The sequence below is a fragment of the Xanthobacter nonsaccharivorans genome, assembly GCF_043194755.2.
GTDB classification, from domain to species: Bacteria; Pseudomonadota; Alphaproteobacteria; order Rhizobiales; family Xanthobacteraceae; genus Xanthobacter; species Xanthobacter autotrophicus_G.
In genome coordinates this window covers 1834960-1856190 of the sequence record NZ_CM195526.1, presented here as the reverse complement: position 1 = coordinate 1856190, position 21231 = coordinate 1834960, and the positions used below count along the sequence as shown (strand labels likewise).

Here is a 21231-nt window from a genome sequence, read left to right as displayed (position 1 = left end):
GCCCCGGAGGGCCGGTTTCCCATACTCCAGCGGCGCGCACTTGGCCGCGCAGCCCAGGACGAGTTGTTCCAGATGCGGCAAAATATCGTTTCGGCCATCCTGCAGACGAGCGCGTCGCTCGGGATCGCCGCGCTGTCCATCGCCATCTTCCATTTTCTGACGCCGGATCAGACGGCCTTCGTGCGTCAGCATTATTTCGTGCCGTTTGCCATCTTCACGGCGCTCGCCCCGGCCAACCAGAACTATCTGCGGTCGATCCTCTTCTCCTCGGCCACACCCGAGCTGGCGCACCGGCAGATCGCGTCCCTGGCGCTGGTCCAGCTGGTGACCAGCGGCCTCCTGGTCGCATTGATCGTGGTGGCGCTGGAGACGTCGGGAACGAGCGTTTCCCCCCTGAACCTGGCCGCCTTCGTGGCCGCGCTCCTGCTCGTGCTGCTGCGGACGCTGGTGACCGGCGTGCTGGAGTTCCGCGGGAACTACACGGCCTCCATCACGCTCAACAACATGGGCGTCGCCCTGCCCTACGTGGCCGTGTTCCTGGCCTTCGTCGCCTTTTCCGGAAGCGGGCTGTTCGCATGGATCTCGGCGCTCAACATCGCCAATGCGGTCCTCGTCACGGTGATCGGCCTTGGCCTGTCCGGCGCGGCCATCCGCGCGATGCAATGGAGCCAGTGGCGCCTGCTGTTCAGCTTTCGCCGCTATGCCAGCCTCTCGCTCATCTCGGTCGGCTCGGTCATCGTCTACCAGGGTGTCGAATTCGCACTCTACAACTATACCGAATATGATCACGCGGACATTGCAAGCTATGCCCTGGCCTTCTCCGCGTCGGCCGTGATCCGGCAGGTGATCGTAACGGCAATCCAGCCGCTGGAACACGAGCACAATTACAACGGCAAGCTCGGACTGCGCTGGTTCGGCAACGTGCCGCGGCCGATCGCCATCGAATTCATCCTCTATACCGGCCTCATCCTGGCCGTCCTCGTGCTGCCGCCCCTCTTCACCCACGCCTTCCCGAGCTACGAGGGGGCGGGGAAGTTCGTCGCACCCCTGATGCTGGGTGTTCTCGGATCCGCCATACAGCAGATCTATTCGGTCCGGATGATCGCGCAGGGACGCACGGGTTTTCTCAGCGGATCCCAACTTGTTCTTGCGTTTTCCTGCCTCACTGCGACGATATTTCTCAACCCTTATTTCTCCCTTACGGCCATTATCTGGTTGACTTCCATTTTGACGTGGCTGCGCGGGTGTATAATTATACCGCTATACATTGAACTCAGCACCGGGCGTCCGCGCCCGGGGCTCTGGATCGCGCGCGGGGTGCTGTCATGCGCGATCCTTTCCTTTGCGTTCTGATGCGCCTGGCAGCGGCGTGTTCCCGGATGGGCGGCCGCGACTGCCGGGCCGGGACTGTGTGAATGCCGAAGGCGCAACTCTATCTCTCTAGGGAAAGAAGACCATGAAGCAGTTCGTGAGAGACTTACGCGCGACCCGGATGGTCCTTGCGATCATTCGCGCAGCGAAGTGGCTGACCTACTATCTCAGGTATTCGGCGACCCTGTCGAACCACTATGTGGCGCCCCACAGCCACGCCAAGATCATGAAGCAGGCCCACACCATCGAGAAGGGACTGTCGTTCGGCCAGATCCGGCCCCACTTCGGAGCGGACAAGCGCGCGCACCTGCTTGAGGAGATGCACCTCAGCAAGACCGCCGGCGACAACGCGGCGGCCTGCACCGTCGGCGCCAGCGTGCTCGACGCCTATGTCGGCTGGCACCGCGCGAGCGGACAGGACGGCAGCGACATCGCCGAGCTTGAGCAGGTGGTGGCCCGCTTCAATGCGGGTGGCGGCGCCGGCGGCACCGTGCCCTATCGCCGGGACTATACGCCGGAGCAGACCGCGGCTTACGACGCGATGGTCAGGGAGCGGCGGTCGGTCCGCAACTTCCGCACCGATCCGGTTCCGCTGGAGCTGCTGCACGAGGCCATTCGCGTCGCCAACTACAGCCCCTCCGTGTGCAACCGGCAATCCTGGGCGGTGTCCATTGTCCAGGACCCCGCGAAGGTGCGGACCGTCCTCGGCCTCCAGAACGGCAACAGGGGCTTCAACGACACCATCGGCAATGTGCTGGTGGTGCACGCCAATGTGCAGGGCTTCCTCGACGAGTATGAGATGTTCGAGCCATTCGTGGACGGCGGGCTGTTCTCCAACGCCCTCGTCAATGCGCTCAACGCCCGCAATATCGGCTCGTGCTGCCTCAACCTGTGCTCCTCACACCACAAGGTGATGGAGCTTGCCGCTGCGCTCGATCTTCGGCCCGGCCTGTTCCCGATTATGATGATCGCGTGCGGCTACGTGGCCGAGGACTGCCGCGTCGCCATGTCCAAGCGCCTGGAGCCCATGGTCTTCGTGAATTGAAGTCGCAGTCGCGGCGGAGCCTGCCGCCGTCAGCCGAAGGAGTGGGAATGTCCGCCAGCATCCCGGATGGAAACGGCCGGATCGATGAGCCCGGGGCTTTGAGCCGCCGCGCGGCGCTGGCGGCTGGCCTTCTGGCCCTTTCCCCGGCTCCCGCGGCCGCCGAGGCGGAAGCCGCGGCCATCGAAACCGCGACCACCAGGGCGCTGATGCAGACCGAGGTGCCCGCCGGGACCCTCCGCGTGGCGACCAGGGGATTTGCCTTTCCCGGTGACGGCGGCGGGGCGCTCTGGCGCCGGGTGGACGCGGCTCCGGTCCACGGCGGCTATATCACTGACGCCAAAGGCGCTTTCTTCGAGATCGACGAAGGGGTGCTGCGGCCGGAGATGTTCGGCGCGCAGGGCGGCGACGCGGACGACCATCGCGCCATCCAGCAGGCCGTCACCGTCGCGGTGCAGACCTCGCGCAGGGTGGAGTTCACCAAGCCGCGCTATTCCCTGGCCGGGGAAATCGAAATCCCGGGGGACGTCTACCGCTTCAGCTTCGTGGGCGCCAGCTTCACCACCCTGATGCAGCTGCTCGACGACACGAGCATCTTTCTTTTCGGCGGCGAGAACACCAGCCAGTGGGCCATCTCCGGCCTGCGCTTCGCCTGGCTCCGCAACCAGAACGCCACGCACCGGCGCTCCTACGCGGTCCGCTTTGAATCAAACCGTCCCGGCGGGGCCGGCCACTTCAATTTCGAAATCAGCAACTGCATCGTCGTCAACGGCTTCCGCGGCTTCGGCCAGAGCGACGACGGGAATCAAAAGTATAAATGCCCGGTCTGGGGCGCCACCTTTCGCCTCATCCGGACCAGCATGCTGCATTCGGGCTCGGCCATCTTCCTGCGCACATGGGGGCGCACGGGCCAGCCGAACAACCGGATCGAGCATTTCTACGGCCGCTGCGATGCCATGAAGGAGCCGGCCCTGGTGATCGAGTCGTCGGACACGGCGGTGCTCACTTCGGTGGAGTTCAACCGTGGACGGGGATGCCAGCTGTTTATCGAAAACAGCTCGAACATTATCGTCGAGGGCACTCGCTTCGAGGAAGTGGAGCTTGGTGCCGGGGATGCCTTCGTAAGCATATCCGGCGGACAAACGAATGTTCGCCTGAGCGGGCTGTCCGTCCAGTCCGTGAAGCTCGTTGCTCCCCAGCCCGAGGCCATGTCACAGGCATCGCTCGTGCGGGTGTCGAACGGCGCCCGGCTGAACCTGGATGGCTTCACGGACATGCCCTGGCGCTCCCCCCTGGCAAAGCGCGACCTCGGCATGCGCCGCAGCGTGGCCGTTCTCGACATCAGGCGCGGAACCGCGGTGGCCGGTGCCATATCCCCCCTCGTCGACCCCTCCTTCATTCTGACGCGCCAATCCACAGCCGGACAGCTCAGCTTCCGGGACGCGGAAAGCTATTGCTTCGCGTTCCAGGGGGCGGGGGAACTCACATTCCTCCCGCAACTGGTGCGCCAGCGCGGCTCGATCGTTGCCGTTTCGCTATATACGGAGGGAGTCAACGAAGATAATCTTCGAGGGTTGCAGCTCCTGCGGAATGGGGAGCCCATTCTCAATGCATCCTCGGATTTGACATCCAAGCAGTCAGGGCGTCAGCAGGTTGTTCTTCCGAATGCCCTGAGAGGCGATGAGCAAAGATTGATCTTGATGCCGGCGGATCTGCTCACGCTCGTCCTGCCACGAACGGTGGCAGCGGCTGCCAAAACGATGGTTTTGTTTTCGGTCACAGCAACTGGAGGCTGAGGCTTGGCGTTGAATGCATCTCACCGGGGATTTCCCCGGTCTCGTCTGAGACAGGCCCTTCCCGGCGAGGGCAGCGATGCCTTGCAGCAGACGAGGGCGCGCGCGGTGCCGCCGCTCTTCGCCATCCTTTTCATCATTGCCGTCTACGTGAACATTCCCACCTCACGCGACGGCGTGCCGATGATCAGCGCCTTTCCGTTCGCGCTCATTGCCGGCCTGATGTTCCTGCCCAAGGTCTTTTCCGCGGAAGCGCGCGGAGCGCTCCTCCTCGGCTTGGGGATCTACGGCATCTCGCTCCTGGCCCCCGACCTCACGACATATTTCGTTCCGCGCAGCCTCGCCTTCGGCCAGTACATCTACAGCATCGCCATCGGCCTGACCCTTTACTGGACGGTTCTGTCCTTCTCCCCCGCCCAGGCCGCCCGCTTTTCGGAGATCGCCATCATCGTCCTCCTGGCCGGCGGCGTCATCGAGATCTTCACCGCCCTCTCGTCCGTGCTTGACAACGTGATGAACCCGCTTTTCGGCCTCGACGAATATACCCAGATCATCCAGAACCGCGACGCGGCCATCGGCCTTGGCCTGCGCAGGCCCAAGTTCTTTTCGTCGGAGACGTCCTATTTCGCGATGGCGCTGAGCTTTCTCATCTGCACCTATGCATCGTTGTCGGTGCGCAAGGGCAGCCTCACGCGGGCTCTGGGGTATTCCATTGTGGCCCTGGTCGTCACACGCAGCCCGATCCTCGTTTTCGCCTTCGCCTTCGTCAGCGCCACCATCGTCCTTGGCGACGGCCCCAAGGGGCGCGGCGCCAACCTGGACCGGCTGCTGCTCGGCGTCGTCATCGCCATTCCGGTTGCCACCGTGGCCTATGTCGTTCTCTCCGAACTGTTCCAGGCGCGCATTCAGCAGGTGAGCTCGGGCGCGGACTACAGCTCGACGTACCGAACCTATGGCTCGGTGTACGCGGCCCTTGCCGTGCTGTCTGAATCGCCCTTCTTCGGCATCGGCATAGGCTCCATCAACGCAGCCTTCCGCCCGCTCACGCAGACCTACCTGTCCCTCGGCATTCCTGCGTCCTCCGTGCTCCATGAATGGCGGTTCCAGATCCAGAACCTGCCGTCCGCGCTGCTGATCTATCTGGGCGCCCTGGGCACCATGTTCTATCTCGGATTCCTGTACTTCTATGCGCGAAGCCTAATAGGCAAGCTCAAATGGCAGACGTGGGCCCTCTTCATTCTCCTCAGCGCCACAGCGTCAGCCTTCTACTCTCCACGCTACATCACGTTTTTCTTTCTCATCCTGGCGATCACCCAAATGGCGAAAAGCATCTCCGACGAGACGCGCTATTCAGCGGACGAGGGGCGGCCCGCAAACCGCCTCGACAGGGCCAAGACCCTGGGGAACCGCTCTCTGTCAAACAGGCCAGGCAACAGTTCGTCCCGCGTGTGACCGCTTCAATCAAGGGCATTTTCCAATGCAGAATTTCGTGTCGATTGAAAGTTTGCGGGCCTACATGGCTTGGTGGGTCGTGCTGGGACACGCCTCGCATCTTACGCGCGCGGCGGATTTTCTGCCGCAGCCCGTGGTGCGCCTCATCGAGCGCGGAGACATTGCGGTAAATGTCTTCATCATCATCAGCGGCTTCGTGATCACGCACCTTCTGGCTTCAAAGAAGGAAAACTATGCCCCGTACCTGACGCGACGGTTCTTTCGCATCTTCCCCGTCTATCTTTTTTGCCTGATCCTGGCGATCGCCATAACCGACCTCTACCAGGCCGCCTATTTCCACACCTGGGTGGTGGGCGTCGACATGCGGCAGGCCCGCGCGCTGGAGGAATCGTCCAACTTCTTCACGCATCTCGGCCTTCATCTGACGCTGCTCCACGGCATTCTTCCCGACACCTTCCTCCCGTTCGCATCGTCGACCTTCCTGGCGCCGGCGTGGAGCCTCTCGCTGGAGTGGCAGTTCTACTTGGTCGCACCGGTCCTGATCTTCCTGCTTTCTCGTTCGAGCATCGTCATGCTCGCCACCGTAGGCGTGTCGCTCATCGTGTTTGCGATCGTGCACACGGGCAAGCTCGGCACCTGGGCCTATCCCTCGTTCCTGCCCATCTCGATCCAGTATTTCCTCATCGGCATCCTGTCCCGCCAATGCCTGGGACGACTGCGGCAGCAGGGCCTTGTCGCGGAACCCCTCATCGTCCTCGCGGCCCTGATCGCGCTGCTCGCCGGGCCTCTCGAAGCGCTGATCTGGATCGTCTTCCTCGCGTTCACGATGATGGAGATGGGCGTCCTGCGGCTGCAGACCGGGGCCCTTGAAAAGCTCGCGAACGTGTTCGTGTTCAATCCGCTCGTGGCGCGCGTCGGCACCTGGTCCTACTCCACCTACCTTATTCACATCCCGGTCTTCTCGATCGTCGTCGGCGGCGCCACCCTGATGCTGCCGGCCGTCTCGCAGGCGCTCGCGGTCGTGCTGGTCCTGCTCAGCCTGCCGCTCGTCCTGCTTGTGTCGTGGTGCACCTTCATGTTGGTGGAGAAGCCCTTCAACGGCTTCGGCCGGCAGCTCGCGAAGCGCATGTCGGAGACGCGCAGCCGCCACGGCTATGCCGGGAGCCCCAACTCCTGAGGCCGGGACGCTGCCCGTCGCGAGAGTTGGGGACGACCGGCTCGCACCGGGAAAGGACGCGGCCTTGCAAGGAGCCCTTGCTCGGTGCAAGGCCGCGCTGCAGAGGAAGAGGCCAGAGCACACGCCGATCAGCTCGCATCCCAAGCTGATCGGCGTGTGCTCTTTTTCTTGAGTTTAGAGACCGTTTCACCAAGCAAATTGCTTCAACTTGCTTGGACCGCGCTCAACGCGAAGGTGCGGGGAGGGTTGCCTTCGTTCGAGCCTGAAGCTGGAGACGAGGCAGAGGGCGCCGACTCTTTTGACAAGACTGTGGCTTCTGTCCGGTCCCTCAAGCCGGGCCAGGACGACCTTCACGATGGATCGAGGCCAAAGGGGCAACGCAATGGGCCCCCGCGCCCAGCCCCTCCCCTCCGGCAGGAGAAGAAGGGGCGAGAGGCTCAGGCCGTTTCGCCGGAACTGCTGCGCCGCTTGCGACGCACGACGACGCGCTCCGGCAGGAAGGAACGCCCGATGCCCATGCCCACGATCGCCAGATAGATGATGAGGTAGCCGGGGATCTGCAGCGAGAAATCGATGCTCGAGTGCAGCGCCCCCAGAAGGGCCACCATGAACGCGGCCAGGATGAAGGGATCCTGCGGGCGCCGGATCGTGCCGCGCACAAGGGCAGCCAGGCACACCAGCGCAAACAGGCCCACGAGCGCCGCGAGCGGGAAACCGGCCTCGAAGATCAGCTCGATGGGCGTGCTGTGGCCGATGTTGAAGAGCCCCGGCTGCCCGAGATCCCGTGGCCGGAACGCCTGGAAGCTCTCGGCGAAGCTGCCAAGCCCCAGCCCGAGCCAGGGATGGTCCATGGCGGCTTGAAGCATGGCCACGTAAACATCCAGCCGACCCAGCGAGTTCAAGCCGAGGCGGGCCTGGCGCGCGCGCCAGATGTCGCCGGAAACGACGTAGACGAAAGCGAACAGGGCGAAGAAGCCGACGATGATCAGCGTGCGATGACGCAGCAGGCTTCGAAACCGCAATCCGAAGCCGATCGCCGCGACGCCGATGGTGAGCATGAAGCCCGCACGGGACTGGGTGAGCGGCAGCAGCACCAGCAGAAGGAGCCCGCTGGCCGCGAGCGCGACCGTCGCCCTGTTCCCGGTGGCCAGCAGCGAGGTCGCCCGGCTCTCCCCTCCTTCCCCGCGGAAGCTCACCTGCAGCCAGGCGAAGACGATCAGGAAGGCCGAGCCGAGGTAGGTGGCCGTGGTGTTTCGGTTGATGAAGAAGGCGGTGAGGGCCCCCTGCTGGTCAAAGGGGCGCAGCGACACGAGGGAGAGCAGCAAGGCGACCAAGCCTATCACGCCATAGAGGCAGGCCGCGCCAATGATGATGGCGCTCAGCACCTTGGTCCGGCGCGTATCCGATCCCATCACGATGCCGGCGGCGAGGACGAGGCACGCAAGCAGCGGCCGCCCCAGGAACAGCAGCGGCGCATCCCGCACTGAGCCCGACAGCGGCGCGATCTCCTTCTGCAGCAGCTGGGACGCCTCCGACCAGATCGCGAGCGGGCTCGGCCCCGGAGAGACGGACTGAAGCCAGGCCAGCAGGCCATAAGCGAGAAGAACGACGACGCTGCCGCCGATGATCAGCGCGCTGCCGCGCCGCACCTCCCCATAGCTCGCGCACAGCACCACAAGGGCGGCGACGCCGGTCCACACCGTCACCCACAGGAGGCCGACCGAGCCTTCGGGCACCGGCGCCAGCGCCACCATGGCGCAGAAGATCCAGAAGGCGACGCGGTCCAGAATGCCACGCCGTTCATTGCGCCCCTCTTCGGCGGCGGGCGCATCCCCAGGGACGGCGGGCGCGGGCGCATCGAGCGCCGGGGGGGAGAATGCCTGTGTCATCGTGGCCCGTCTCCGCATGACGGAGAGGCCGCGGCCCCTCTGCGCCGGGAAGGTGCAGTGCGCAACATCATCGCCAGGGCCGGGCCCCGAGAGGCTCGACGAACGGCAATTCTATATCGCCGCCCTGTTGCCGGATCATGGTCGCCGCCTTCTTCTGGTCCTGCTCGTCGGTCCGGCTGAGAATTTCCTTGATCAGGGCCTTCTGCGGCTCACCGCCCTCGACGAACCGCGCGGCGACCAGAGGCAGCAGATCCGAGAGGATGAGCCAGTCGATCTGGTCGACGAGCCGCGCCCGCTCCACGTCGCTGATATTGGGCAGAAACCGCAGCTGCATATCCACGCGCCGTATCAAGGCCCAGCCGTCATAGGGGCCGGTGCGGTAGGACATGTCGAGCAAGGCATGAAGCCGGGGGGTGTCGTCGTTCTTGATGAACTCGTTCCAGGCCAGCACCGCCCAGAGCGCGGACGAATTCGGATTGCAGGTGAGGCCCATGTGCGCCGCCTCATCGGCCTGAACCAGGAACTTCTCGGCTGCGTCCGCGTCGTTCTCGACGAAGGCCGCCTCGACAAGGGCGGTCCTGACGATCGTGAGATCTTCGATTGCGCGCGCGGCACACCAGCCGCTGTGCAGGACGCCCGCAGTCTCCTCATTCACCTGCCGGAGCGTGTCAGCCGAATAGCCGCCGCCTTCCATCAGCTCCTGCCCCACGTAGCTGAGAATTTCCACGTCGGAATCGCCGGCCTTCGGAGCGACGACGTACAGCCAGGCCGCGGCCATGCACACGATCGAGAGGGTTGCAAGACGCGCCAGACCGGAGGCGCGCTGCGACCAGACACTCGACCGGGCCTTCGCGGGGCGCCCGTCGTCGGAGGCGGGCATATCCGCCCCCTCCTTCACCGGACCGGCGCCCAGCGCCCGGCCCTCCTCAGTTGTCCCGGCCATAACGAGCGTAATAGTTGTGGTAGTAATACTTGTCGCCGTAGTTCTCCAGGTGCCTCAGGGCAGCGACATCCGCCTTGTTCAACAGGCAACCGAGAACCTTCTCGTAAACACGCGGCGCGTTCTGGAGGGTGTTCACGACGAGATCGCGGTGCGAACCACCCCATTCCAGCACATAGACATAGCCATCGATCAGGTGGGTGGATGCCGACACATCCACCACCGGCGCCATGGGCGGGAAGTCGATGATGATGTAGTCCGCCTGCTGCTTCAGCTTCTCGATCAGGGCGGCCATCCGCTCCGAGGCGAGAATTTCGTTGGTGTGCAACATTTCGGTGGGCACGGCGGCGGGAATGAACGTGAGCTTGGTGACCGGGTCGACGATGCTGACTTCCTCGAACGTCGCCTTCCCAAGCAGGAGCTCCAGGAGACCAACCTTGCGGCCCGGGGCGAGACGGCGCGTCAGCGAGGGATTGCGCAGGTCGCAGTCCAGCAGGATGCAGCGCTGCCCGCTGTGCGCGATCAGCTGGGCGAAGTTCGCGGAGATGGTCGACTTACCTTCCTTCGGCAAGGTGGATATGACGCCGAGGACCTTCACCGGCCGATCCATGATCGACACGTCCGCGGACACCTTCACGGATCGAATGGTCTCCGCGAAGCGCGAGAAGGGATCCGCAACCACCTGCCGCATCACGCCGGACGAAAAGTCGAAACCGCTCTGGCCATCCTTGACCTGAGGGCTGGCGGCCGTGGAGATCATGGGGATGACGCCCAGGCAATCGAGGCCCAGGTAGCGCTCCACATCCGCCGGCACGCGGAAGGAACGATCCATCCGGTCCCGCCACATCGCCATGCCGATGCCGAACATGAGGCCCAGCACCGCCCCGCCGGCAACGATCAGCACGGTTCTCGGCTGGGACGGCTTCAGCGGCGGCGACGCGCTGGTGATGAGCCGCGCCTCGGTGATCGGGAACGACTGCTGCTGGGTCGCCTGCATGAACCGCTGGAGGAAATTGTCGTAGAGCGCGCGATAGGACTGGGCCGTGCTCTCCAGCTCGCGCAGCTCCACCTGGGCCTGGCCGGTCAGCTTGGCCTGCGCGACCAGCGCTTCCATGCTGCCTTCGAGGCTGGCGGCACGGGCCTTCGAGATCTCCAGGTCCGATTTGTAGGTCTCGGCGATCCGCGAAAGCTCCGTGAAGAGCGCGCGCTGGAGACCCTTGATCTCCGATCCCAGGTTCACCACGGCGATATGGTCTGGGCCATACCTCTTCGACCACTCGGCCTCGCGCTTCACGGCATCCAGATACTGGGTCCGCAGCCGGCTGATCACCTCGTTGTTCAGCACGTCCGACACGGCCTCGTCGCTGCTGCCGGTCAACCCGCCCTGCTTGATGATGGTGGCGACGCGCTCGTAACGCGCCTGCGCCTCGGCCACCGCGGCGCGGGCGGTGATGAGCTGGGTGTTGAGCTCCGCGAGCTGCTGGTCGGAGACCAGGCCCCGCGAGGTGTCGACGATGTTGTTCTTGCCCTTGAAGTCCTGCACCGCGCGGTCGGCGGCAAGGGCCTGGTCACGCAATTCCGAGATGCGGTCCTGCAGCCAGACGCTCGCGCGCCGCGTCGCCTGATACTTCGCCTCGAGCTGGTCGACGATGTAGGACTCGGCAACCTGGTTCGCCGCGTCGGCGCTGAGCTTCGAATCAGCCGACCTGAAGGCAATCGAGATGACGTAGGACGCGCCGATCCGCTGCACCTTCAGGCGCTCGGCGAAGTCGGCCACCTGCATCCGCTCAAGCTCGTAGTCGCTGAGCGGCGCGGAACGGAAGAGAAACGGCAGGATCGGCTTCAGGATGGTGGACACCACGGACGATTCACGCCGGGACATCTCGGCCTTCACGCGATCGACCAGCTTCAGTTCCTTGATGGTCGCCTTGGCGATGCTCTCCGAGAGGAGGATCTGCACCTGGCTGTCCACCGTCGCCGAATCCATGACGCCGGTCAGCTGAGGCAACACCTCGAGGCCGCGGGCCTGGTCTGAATCGATCAGCAGCTGGGCATCGGACGTAAACTGCGGGGTCGCCACGGCGCAATAGAGCGCCGCCAGACCGGCCACGACGCCCACCGCCCCGCCGATAAGCCACCGGTGCTGCCTAAAGATCCGAAGAACATACGAAAGATTGAATTCCGTATCGTCCTGGAGATGCACACGGGCACCCGATGGGGAGTTGTCCATTTGCAACATACTTGGCGAGTCCTCGCTTCAGCACAGGCCTGACTGCATACACATTTGCCGAGACGTCAGATCTTGACGCACACAAATAATCAGCTCGCCATCAACCCTCTCGCATTTGGAACGCACCCGCGCATCACGAACAAAACCGCGAGACATGCCCACACCGAAGCGGCACAGCGGGCAAGCCCTCCCCCAGCTTCGTTCCGAGCCCTGCGGAAAGCCACAGGCATCGCGAAGTAAACTTCTCGAAAGAAGACGCTACACACTTGTAGCATCAACATATTCTTCGGATTATAGACCAGACGGGAGATATTTTTATCGTGTAGCACACGCCGTCCCGCACCGCAACACAACGTGCCCGAGCGCGATTGCGAGCTTGGGCGATGCAATAACACCTCAAAGTCATTATTATACCTCAGGCACCATGCCGCCGACACGCGGTCTCCTGAGCGACAGATGTAGCCGAGACGTGTGTCGAGGCGGTGCTGCAGAACCATCCGCCTCTTCGAGCGCCAGCCTCCACCGCCGCGGCCCCGATATTGCTTGGACCTCCTGCGTAGGCACTCGCTACCCGTTGGAGAGATCGGCATGTCGGACGAAGCCCTGCACCCGGTGAAGGTTGCCCGGAAATCGGTGGAAGCCGAGAACATGGTTTCCTTCGAGTTGATCCCCGCGGAGGGGGATGAGCTGCCCGCCTTCACCGCCGGATCCCATGTGGACGTGACCCTGCCCACCGGCATGGTCCGCCAGTATTCGCTGCTGAACAGCGCCAGCGAGCGGCATCGCTACATCATCGGCGTGTGGCGGGATGCCAACAGCCGCGGCGGCTCCAAGACGCTGTTCCAGTCGGTGAACGAGGGCGACATCCTCAAGGTGGGCGAGCCCCGCAACCGATTCGCCGTGCCGCGCGACGTGAAGCGGGCGCTGCTGTTCGCCCGCGGCATCGGCGCGACGCCGATCCTGTCCATCGCCGACCACCTGAAGGCGAAGGGCATTCCCTTCGAGTTCCATTATCTGTTCGCCGGCGGCTCCCCGGGCTCGTTCCGCTCGACGATCGAAGCCTCGCCTTATGCCGAGAACACCACCTTCTACTTCGAGGCGAGCGAGCCCCGCCTCAACGCGCTGCCGCTGCTCGCCGACCGGCCGGACGACACCCACCTCTTCCTGTGCGGGGTGGACTGGTGGCTCGATCCCCTCATCGCCAACGCGCAGCAGAAGGGCTACGGCGTCAACCGCATCCATGTGGAGCGCTTCACCGCCAAGCCGCCCCCGCCCCTGCTGGACAAGGTGTTCGAGGTGAAGATCGCCTCCACCGGCAAGGTGGTGAAGATCCCCGGCGACCGCTCCGTCACCACGGCGCTGGAGGAGGCGGGGGTGAAGGTTCCCACCTCCTGCGAGCAGGGCGCCTGCGGCACCTGCAAGGTGAAGGTGCTCGAGGGCGAGGTGGACCACCGCGACAAGCGCCTGAAGCCGGAGGAGAAGGACGCCGGCTGGTTCCTCGCCTGCGTCTCGCGTGCCAAAGGCGACCTCCTCGTGTTGGATTTGTGACACGCCTTCGGTTGGGAGCGGCGCGGGTTTGACGCCGCTCCCCACGGACGCATCGGAACGGAGGCATGACATGGTTTCCGAAGAGGACTTCTGGCGCACCGCGTTCATCATCGCCGAGCAGTACGGCCCGGAAGGCGTCGCCTTCGCTGCGCGCATGGCGGAGAGCTTCGAGATCGGCGGCAAGATGGAGGAGCACCGGGTGTGGGTCTCCATCATGACCAAGGTGGAGACGCTGACCGCCGAGCCCTCCGGCCTCGCGCGCCCCAGCTGAGGCCGCCGCCGAGCCGCGCGTGGTGCCGGCGTGGACGGCGGAGGGGTGGGAGCACGGCATCGCCTGTGGACGTATGGCCGCAGATGCACGCGGCGCGCACGGGCCCCTTGAAATTGCGAAAAGCCGCGCGTAGGTTCCGCGCTCTCGGCGGCGCCCCCAGGGTGCCCGATCCGTGCAGGTGTAGCTCAGTTGGTTAGAGCGCCGGTCTGTGGAACCGGAGGTCGGTGGTTCGAGCCCACCCACCTGTACCATGATGTCATTCAATCATATCAGACCATTGACCGGCAGCGCCGATGTGCGTCCGCTCGTCGCACCGCGCGTTTCAGGCCCGGCTCCGACCGGAAGCGGACGCCCCGCGCCCCACCGCTCAGGCCGGGGTCGGCCGCGCCCGCCGGTCCAGCGCCGCGAGGACGAACGACACGCCGACCATCAGCGTGACGCCGATGAAGATGGCGGCCCCGCCCCCGTGACCATGGCCGTGATGAAGGCGATGCCACCCTGCGTGCCGATATAGCTCTGCGGGCCGCCGCCATTGTGCAGGCGGGAGAAGAAGATGCCGGCGAACAGCACCGTGGCGTAGACCGGCAGGGCGTCGAGCCCCAGCCCGGCGCCGAGGGCGCAGCCGAGGAAGCGCTGGCGCGCCCGCACCTTCACGGAGGCGAAGTCCCGGTCCAGCACGGCGAGCGTCGAGCCCACCGCCTGCGGCATGGAGGGGATGAGAAACCAGGACCAGATGCGCCGCGTATGGGCACGGCTGGCGACGAACATGAACAGCAGCGGGGTCAGGAACAGGCTCAGCCCATGGACTTCGCTGTAGACGAACACGGGGCGGCTGCCTTCGCTGTCAGCATGGTGGGTGGTGAAGGGAAAAGAGTGGGCGCCGGGGCCCCCTCCATTCAACGCATCACTGCCGAGCCAGAGGCTGACGTGGATGCGAGGAAGAAGGACACGAAGTTCGCCACCGCGAGGCCCGCGACGCGCATCTCCCGCCGCTTCCACGTCCTTTCGTCGTCCAATTCCATGTCCCGGAGCCCCTTCCGCGGAGGCTCATGCCGGCCCGGCTTCACCGGCAACGATTGCCGCCGACTGATCCGCCGTGGCAGCCCGACAGTATAGCCGCAGGGGCAAGCCTCGCATAAGCTGATGGAAGGGGCGCGCAACGGGGATGGAACGATCCATGTTCGACGCGGTGATCATCGGTGGAGGACCGGCCGGGGCGTCGTGCGCGCTCTGGCTGAAGATGCTCGGCTTCCGCCCCTGCATCATCGAGCGGCGCTGCGCCCTGGGCGGGCTGCAGAACGACAACCCCTACCCCAACCAGTGGATCGCCCCGGTCCTGCACAAGACCGGCTTCGAGGTGGCGGCCGACATGCACCGCCACGTGCTGGAGCACGACATCGTCTGCCGCTTCGGCGAGGCGGTGACCGAGCTGGAGGTGGTGGAGGGCGGCTTCCGCGTCACCACCTCGGGCGGGCAGGTCATCCTCGGCCGCGCGGCGGTGCTCGCCTCGGGCGTGCGGCCGGTGAAGGGCGGGTTCGCCGCCTCGGAGCAGGTGATCATCGGCCCCGGCCGCACCATGTTCAACGCGGATTTCGAGGGCCAGTCGGTGGCCATCCTCGGCGGCGGCGACAATGCCTTCGAGAACTACATCTTCGTGCGCAAGCGCGGGGCCGCCGGCGTCACCCTCTTCGCCCGCACCATCCGCGCCCGCCGCGAGTTCCTCGAGAAGGTGCCGCCGGCGGACGTGCGCATCGGCCCCTACCCGATCGCGCCGGAGATCCCGGAAGTGGCCGGCCTCGCCTTCGACCGCGTGGTGGTCCTCTACGGCTGGGAGCCGTACCTGCCCTACGCCCGGCACCTCAACCTCGCCATGAGCCCCCGCGGCTTCGTGGAAACGAGCGCGGATTGCGAGACCTCCCTGCCCAACCTCTACGCCATCGGCGAGATCGCCCAGCGCATGCATCCGTGCTGCGTCACCTCCATGGCGGACGGGGTGGTGGCGGCCAAGGCCATCCAGCGCACCCTGGAACAGGACGCCGTCGCCCGCTTCGCCGAGCGCGTGCGGCAGGCGGAGGCGCGCCACGAGCCCGTGCGGCGCGATCCCGTCCGCGGGGCGACGGCGCCGTTTCCCGGCCGCTGAGGGCAAATCCGTGCCGCTGCGGCATATCCCGGGATGATCGCGTAAAACAGGCCGGCCGCGACCTGTCATCCGGCCGTCATGCCGGGACGCGACAGGACATGGGCGCCGGTCGGCTACCCCCCTCGCAAATGCTGGCCTTGCCAGGGGCCGGCGGCCAGCCGGGCGGCTCCCTCCGCCGTCGCCGGCCGGTTCCCTGGTGTGGTTCGGGACGTCCTGGCCGCGCGGCGCCGGTCGCGCCGGACCTTTGGGCAGCCTGACAGGATGCTCCGGTTCGGCTAGACCACGCGCCAGCACGTCCGCATTCGCACCCAAGGGACAGACACGTGAACATCGTGATGATCGGTTCGGGCTACGTGGGCCTCGTTTCCGGCGTCTGCTTCGCCGATTTCGGGCACCAGGTGACCTGCGTCGACAAGGACGAATCGAAGATCGCCGCCCTCAAGGCCGGGCGCATCCCCATCTACGAGCCGGGTCTCCAGGACCTCGTGGCCAAGAACGCGCGCGACGGCCGCCTCTCCTTCACCACCGACCTCGCCGGCCCGGTGAAGGCGGCGGACGCGGTGTTCATCGCCGTCGGCACCCCGTCCCGACGCGGCGACGGCCATGCGGACCTCTCCTACGTCTATGCCGCCGCCCGTGAGATCGCCCATGCGGTGGAAGGCTTCACCGTGGTGGTGGACAAGTCCACCGTGCCGGTGGGCACCGGCGACGAGGTGGAGCGCATCATCCGCGAGGAGAACCCGGGCGCCGACGTGTCCGTCTGCTCCAACCCCGAGTTCCTGCGCGAGGGCGCGGCCATCTCCGATTTCAAGCGGCCGGACCGCATCGTGGTGGGCACCACCGATGAGCGGGCCCGCGCGGTGATGAACGAGATCTACCGCCCGCTCTTCCTCAACACCTCGCCCATGATCTTCACCGACCGGCGCACGGCGGAGCTGATCAAGTACGCCGCCAACGCCTTCCTCGCCATGAAGATCACCTTCATCAACGAGGTGGCCGACCTGTGCGAGAAGCTGGGGGCGGACGTGCAGCAGGTGGCGCGCGGCATCGGCGCGGACAACCGCATCGGCGCGAAGTTCCTGCATGCCGGCCCGGGCTATGGCGGCTCCTGCTTCCCCAAGGACACGCTGGCGCTGGTGAAGACGGCGCAGGACCACGACAGCCCCATGCGCCTCATCGAGACCACGGTGGCCATCAACGACCAGCGCAAGCGCGCCATGGCCCGCAAGATCGTGCGCGCGGCCGGCGGCGACATCCACGGCAGGACCATCGCGGTGCTGGGCCTCACCTTCAAGCCGAACACCGACGACATGCGCGAGGCGCCCTCCCTCTCCATCATCCAGGGGCTCGTGGATGCCGGCGCCAAGGTGCGGGCCTACGATCCCGAGGGCACCGAGCAGGCGCGCCCGCTGCTGGAGGGCGTCACCTTCTGCCGCAGCCCCTATGAGGCGGCCGAGGGCGCCAGCGCCATCGCCATCGTCACCGAATGGGACCAGTTCCGCGCCCTCGACCTCGCCCGCCTGAAGGACGTCATGGCCGAGCCGGTGCTGGTGGACCTGCGCAACATCTACCAGGCGGAGGAGGTGACGCGGCACGGCTTCGCCTACACCAGCATCGGCCGCGGCCTCGGCACGGGCGCGGTGTGATCCCCATGCGCTTCCTGGTGACGGGCTCGGCCGGCTTCATCGGCTTCCACATCTGCCGGCGCCTGCTGGCGGAAGGCCACGTGGTCGTCGGCTACGATGCCATGACCGAATATTACGACCTGCGCCTGAAGGAGGCGCGCCACGCCCTCCTCGCCCGCGGCAGCAACCTGTTCACCCCGGTGATCGCGCGCCTCGAGGACATGGCGGCGCTGGATGCGGCGGCCGACCTCGCCCAGCCGGACGTGATCATCCACCTCGCCGCCCAGGCGGGGGTGCGCTATTCCATCGAGAACCCGCGCGCCTACCTCGACGCCAATCTGGTGGGCGCCTTCAACCTGCTGGAGGCGGCCAAGCGCGTGAAGCCGCGCCATCTGCTGCTGGCCTCCACCAGCTCGGTCTATGGCGGCAACGAAGAGATGCCGTTCGCCGAGACCGACCGGGCGGATTTCCCCATCACCCTCTACGCCGCCACCAAGAAGGCCATGGAGGCGATGGCGCATTCCTATGCGCACCTGTGGGACCTGCCCACCACCTGCTTCCGCTTCTTCACCGTCTACGGGCCGTGGGGCCGGCCGGACATGGCCCTGTTCAAGTTCGTCTGCGCCATGCGCGAGAACCGGCCCATCGAGATCTATGGCGAAGGCGCCATGAAGCGCGACTTCACCTATATCGACGACCTGGTGGAAGGGGTGATGCGCCTCATCCCCTGCGCGCCGGTGAAGGGCCAGCCCGTGGCGGCGGATGGGGCGGCGGATTCCCTCTCCCCTGTGGCGCCGCACCGGGTGGTGAACATCGCCGGCGGCGCCCCGGTGGGCCTGCTGGAATTCGTGGAGGCCATCGAGGCCGCCATGGGCCGGCCGGCGCAGAAGATCATGCTGCCCATGCAGCCCGGCGACGTGCGCGAGACCTTCGCCAACCCCCGCCTGCTGGAGGCCCTCACCGGCTATCGCCCGGCGACGCCCGTGGACGCAGGGGTGAAGGCCTTCGTGGACTGGTACGACGCCTATGAGGCCGGGACCGCGGCGGCGTAGCGGCAGCAAATCCCCGGCCGGCGGCCTCAGGGCTGGCCGGCCGCCTCGCGGGCCAGCATGGCGCGGGCGCGCTCCAGGTCCTCGGGCACGTCCACGCCGAGCGGCACGCCGCCGACGATCTCCACGTCGATCCGCATGCCCATCTCCAGCGCCCGCAGTTGCTCCAGCCGCTCGCGGCTCTCCAGCGCCGAGGGCGGGGCGGCGACGAAGCGCTCCAGCGCCTCGCGGCGATAGGCGTAGAGGCCGATGTGGTGGTAGAGCGGCCCCTCCCCCCACGGCGCGGTCGCCCGCGTGAAATAGAGCGCGCGCAGCCGCGTGGGCGAGAGCGGGGAGCCCACCACCTTCACCACGTTGGGGCTGGTGCGCTCGGCTTCCAGATGGATCTCGGCGGCCAGCGTGCCGATGTCCACCGCCGCGTCGTCGAGCAGGTCCACCGCCTGGCGGATCTGCGCGGGGTCGATGGTGGGCAGGTCGCCCTGCACGTTCACCACCACCCGCGCGGTGCCGCCATGGCCGCTGACATTGAGCGCCTCGAAGATGCGGTCGGAACCGGAGGCGTGGTCCGGCGAGGTCATCACCGCCCGATGGCCGGCGGCGGTGACCGCCTCGGCCACCTCGGTGGAATCGGTGGCGACGATGACCGGGCCGACCCCGGCCGCCAGCGCCCGCCGCGCCACCTCCACGATCATGGGCCGGCCGCCCACGTCGGCCAGAGGCTTGCCCGGCAGGCGGGTGGAGGCCATGCGCGCGGGAATGAGAACCAGAGCCTGGGACACGCGAACTCCCCGGGGCCGGCGGCAGCACCGGAATGCATGCCGGCTGCCTGGCCCGCGTTCAGAAAGAGGCCCACCTTCTCAAAGCTGCGCGCGATCCTGTCAATCGCGATCGCGCCGCGGGCAAGAGGCAGATGGGGCCTCCACGTCGGCGGCGCCCCTCACCCGGGTACGCGCCAAGCGGGCTACGCATCGGACCGGCGCGCCTCGGCCCCTGCACCGCCCAGGCCGCGGCGTGGATCCCCCCGACAAGCCGGGGAACCGCAGCCAAGGGCGGGAAGCCACGCGCTCGCACGTCCGGAAGGTCTGTGCTCCGGAAGGCCTGTGTTCCTAGCGGCCCGGCGCGGGCGCCACGCGGGCCAAAGGCAAGGCTTCCGTCGCCTGCCGCGCAGGGGCAGACGGCGCCGACGGCGCACCCAGCGCCCGCTCCACCTCGGGATGGCGCAGGAGGGCCGCCGCGGCCTCATAGGCGGCGGCAGGATCGGATGCCCCCGCCAACGGCACCTGCGGCAGGTCCGCCACCACCCGCGCCGGGCGGGGCGAGAGCACAACGATGCGGTCCGCGATGCGCACGGCCTCGGTCACGTCATGGGTCACGAACAGGGCCGCCGCCCCCGCCCCCACCACCTCGGCCCGGAGCAGGGACTGGAGATCGTGCCGCAGCCCCACGTCGAGGGCGGAGAAAGGCTCGTCCATGAGGACGAGGTCCGGCTTCAGCGCGAAGGCGCGGGCGATGGCGACGCGCTGCTGCATGCCGCCCGAAAGCGCGGCGGGGCGCTTGGACAGGTCGCCATCGGCAAAGCCCAGCCGCCGCAGGATCGCCTCTGCCGCCGCGCGCCGCGCGCCGCGCCGCACCCCCTGGGCCTTCAGGGCAAAGGCGGCGTTGTCCCGCGCATCCGCCCAGGGCAGGAGCCGCGGCTCCTGGAACACCATGGCGGTGCGGGAGAAGCCGTTGGCGACGCGCCCGGCGTCCGCCCCCACCATGCCCGCGGCGAGGCGCAGCAGGCTGGTCTTGCCGCAGCCCGAGCGGCCGAGGATCACCACCAGCTCGCCGGGCCGCACTGCAAGGTCGATCCCCGCCAGCACCGGCGCGCCGCCGAAGGAGAGGGACAAGCCGTCGAGCACCAGCATGCCTCAGCCCCCCGCGGCGACGGGGAGCGCCCGCCCTTCCCGTGCCGCGCGCCAGCCGCGCAGGGGCGCGAGCAGCAGCCCGTCCGCCACCAGCAGCACCGCCACCGCGAGGACGATCCACGCCATGGTCTCCGGCAGGTCGAAGTGCGAGCGCGCGGTGGCGATGCCGCCACCCACCCCGTCCGCGCCGCTCAGCACCTCGGCCATCACCGCCACCTTGAAGGAGAAGGCGAGCGCCGTGGCGATGGCCGGCACGAGGAAATCGGCCAGAGTCGGCAGCACCAGGTCGGTGAGCCGCTGAAGCGGCGGCGCGCGATAGAGCCGCGCCATCTCCATGAGCGCCGCATCCCGGCTGCGCACGCCCTGGAGCGCGGCGAGGAAGACGATGGGCGCGGCGGTGACGGCCACGGTGACGCCCGCGGCCATGCCGCCGGGCCCGAACCACAGCAGGGACAGCACCACCCAGGCGATGGGAGGAGTGCCGAGCAGCGCCGTGAACACCGGTCGCGACATGGCGCCCACGGGCAGGGCCAGCCCGCCGGCAATGCCCACCACGAGCCCCACGACCCCGCCGGCCACGCAGCCGCCCAGCGCGTGGAGGATGGTGGCCAGCAGCGCCGGCCCCGCCTTGCCCGAGGCGACGAGCGCCACCATGGCGCGCCCCGTCTCGGGCAACGTCGGCAGCACGAAGGGGCCGAACGCCACCGCCCCCCACTGCCAGGCCGCCGCCAGGGCGGCAAGGCCCGCAAAGGTCCAGAAGGCGACGGCGAGAGGACGACCGGCGCGCATGCCGTGCC

General features: G+C 66.9%; 17 protein-coding genes and 1 tRNA gene. 11 read left to right on the top strand and 7 right to left on the bottom strand.

Annotation, left to right across the window (positions count from 1 at the left end; translation table 11 throughout):
* The first annotated feature begins 72 nt into the window (after positions 1 to 72).
* The 5 genes from V5F59_RS08500 (at position 73) to V5F59_RS08480 (ending at position 6835) form a co-directional block, all read left to right on the top strand.
* Positions 73 to 1353 carry a hypothetical protein gene (locus V5F59_RS08500; protein WP_393981996.1) on the top strand — a complete coding sequence of 427 codons (1281 nt, stop codon included), beginning with the start codon at positions 73 to 75 and terminating at the stop codon, positions 1351 to 1353.
* Between the two features lie 115 nt (positions 1354 to 1468).
* A complete protein-coding gene (locus V5F59_RS08495) occupies positions 1469 to 2416 on the top strand; it encodes a nitroreductase family protein (RefSeq protein ID WP_393981997.1) in 948 nt (315 codons plus the stop codon).
* Positions 2417 to 2463: 47 nt separating this feature from the next.
* Entirely contained in the window at positions 2464 to 4209 is a 1746-nt protein-coding gene (locus tag V5F59_RS08490) for a hypothetical protein (RefSeq protein WP_393981998.1), read from the top strand.
* 3 nt (positions 4210 to 4212) lie between these two features.
* The gene (locus V5F59_RS08485) at positions 4213 to 5658 is read left to right on the top strand and encodes an O-antigen ligase family protein (RefSeq protein ID WP_393981999.1); all 1446 of its coding nucleotides are present in this window, start codon (positions 4213 to 4215) and stop codon (positions 5656 to 5658) included.
* Between the two features lie 25 nt (positions 5659 to 5683).
* Entirely contained in the window at positions 5684 to 6835 is a 1152-nt protein-coding gene (locus V5F59_RS08480; RefSeq protein ID WP_393982000.1) for an acyltransferase family protein, read from the top strand.
* A 437-nt stretch (positions 6836 to 7272) separates the two neighbouring features.
* Here the strand turns inward: V5F59_RS08480 and V5F59_RS08475 are convergent, their stop codons facing one another.
* From V5F59_RS08475 to V5F59_RS08465, 3 genes are all read right to left on the bottom strand, one after another.
* Positions 7273 to 8724: an O-antigen ligase family protein gene (locus V5F59_RS08475; RefSeq protein ID WP_393982001.1), complete on the bottom strand. Its 1452-nt coding sequence runs from the start codon at positions 8722 to 8724 to the stop codon at positions 7273 to 7275.
* Positions 8725 to 8791: 67 nt separating this feature from the next.
* The gene (locus V5F59_RS08470) at positions 8792 to 9604 is read right to left on the bottom strand and encodes a hypothetical protein (protein ID WP_393982002.1); all 813 of its coding nucleotides are present in this window, start codon (positions 9602 to 9604) and stop codon (positions 8792 to 8794) included.
* Positions 9605 to 9650: 46 nt separating this feature from the next.
* Complete coding sequence (locus V5F59_RS08465) at positions 9651 to 11894, bottom strand: Wzz/FepE/Etk N-terminal domain-containing protein (protein ID WP_509211203.1); 2244 nt, start codon at positions 11892 to 11894, stop codon at positions 9651 to 9653.
* A gap of 588 nt (positions 11895 to 12482) precedes the next feature.
* Here V5F59_RS08465 and V5F59_RS08460 point away from each other — a divergent pair.
* The 3 genes from V5F59_RS08460 (at position 12483) to V5F59_RS08450 (ending at position 13964) form a co-directional block, all read left to right on the top strand.
* Positions 12483 to 13442 carry a PDR/VanB family oxidoreductase gene (locus tag V5F59_RS08460; protein ID WP_393982004.1) on the top strand — a complete coding sequence of 320 codons (960 nt, stop codon included), beginning with the start codon at positions 12483 to 12485 and terminating at the stop codon, positions 13440 to 13442.
* A 70-nt stretch (positions 13443 to 13512) separates the two neighbouring features.
* On the top strand, positions 13513 to 13713 hold the full coding sequence (locus V5F59_RS08455; RefSeq protein ID WP_393982005.1) for a hypothetical protein: 201 nt from the start codon (positions 13513 to 13515) through the stop codon (positions 13711 to 13713).
* 174 nt (positions 13714 to 13887) lie between these two features.
* Positions 13888 to 13964, top strand: a tRNA-His gene (locus V5F59_RS08450).
* 178 nt (positions 13965 to 14142) lie between these two features.
* Here V5F59_RS08450 and V5F59_RS08445 read toward each other — a convergent pair.
* Positions 14143 to 14538, bottom strand: a complete 396-nt coding sequence (locus V5F59_RS08445; RefSeq protein WP_393982006.1) for a hypothetical protein — start codon at positions 14536 to 14538, stop codon at positions 14143 to 14145.
* A gap of 352 nt (positions 14539 to 14890) precedes the next feature.
* Here V5F59_RS08445 and V5F59_RS08440 point away from each other — a divergent pair, with 352 nt between their 5' ends.
* The 3 genes from V5F59_RS08440 (at position 14891) to V5F59_RS08430 (ending at position 18530) form a co-directional block, all read left to right on the top strand.
* On the top strand, positions 14891 to 15853 hold the full coding sequence (locus V5F59_RS08440) for an NAD(P)/FAD-dependent oxidoreductase (protein WP_393982007.1): 963 nt from the start codon (positions 14891 to 14893) through the stop codon (positions 15851 to 15853).
* A gap of 323 nt (positions 15854 to 16176) precedes the next feature.
* The gene (locus V5F59_RS08435; RefSeq protein WP_393982008.1) at positions 16177 to 17499 is read left to right on the top strand and encodes a UDP-glucose dehydrogenase family protein; all 1323 of its coding nucleotides are present in this window, start codon (positions 16177 to 16179) and stop codon (positions 17497 to 17499) included.
* Positions 17500 to 17504: 5 nt separating this feature from the next.
* On the top strand, positions 17505 to 18530 hold the full coding sequence (locus V5F59_RS08430; protein ID WP_393982009.1) for an NAD-dependent epimerase/dehydratase family protein: 1026 nt from the start codon (positions 17505 to 17507) through the stop codon (positions 18528 to 18530).
* 26 nt (positions 18531 to 18556) lie between these two features.
* Here the strand turns inward: V5F59_RS08430 and V5F59_RS08425 are convergent, their stop codons facing one another.
* The 3 genes from V5F59_RS08425 to V5F59_RS08415 all read right to left on the bottom strand — a co-directional run bounded on the left by V5F59_RS08425 (position 18557) and on the right by V5F59_RS08415 (position 21223).
* On the bottom strand, positions 18557 to 19273 hold the full coding sequence (locus V5F59_RS08425) for a 3-deoxy-manno-octulosonate cytidylyltransferase (protein WP_509211227.1): 717 nt from the start codon (positions 19271 to 19273) through the stop codon (positions 18557 to 18559).
* Positions 19274 to 19633: 360 nt separating this feature from the next.
* Positions 19634 to 20434, bottom strand: coding sequence for an ABC transporter ATP-binding protein (locus tag V5F59_RS08420; RefSeq protein WP_393982011.1), 801 nt, complete (start codon positions 20432 to 20434; stop codon positions 19634 to 19636).
* A 3-nt stretch (positions 20435 to 20437) separates the two neighbouring features.
* Entirely contained in the window at positions 20438 to 21223 is a 786-nt protein-coding gene (locus V5F59_RS08415) for an ABC transporter permease (protein WP_393982012.1), read from the bottom strand.
* Positions 21224 to 21231: the final 8 nt, after the last annotated feature.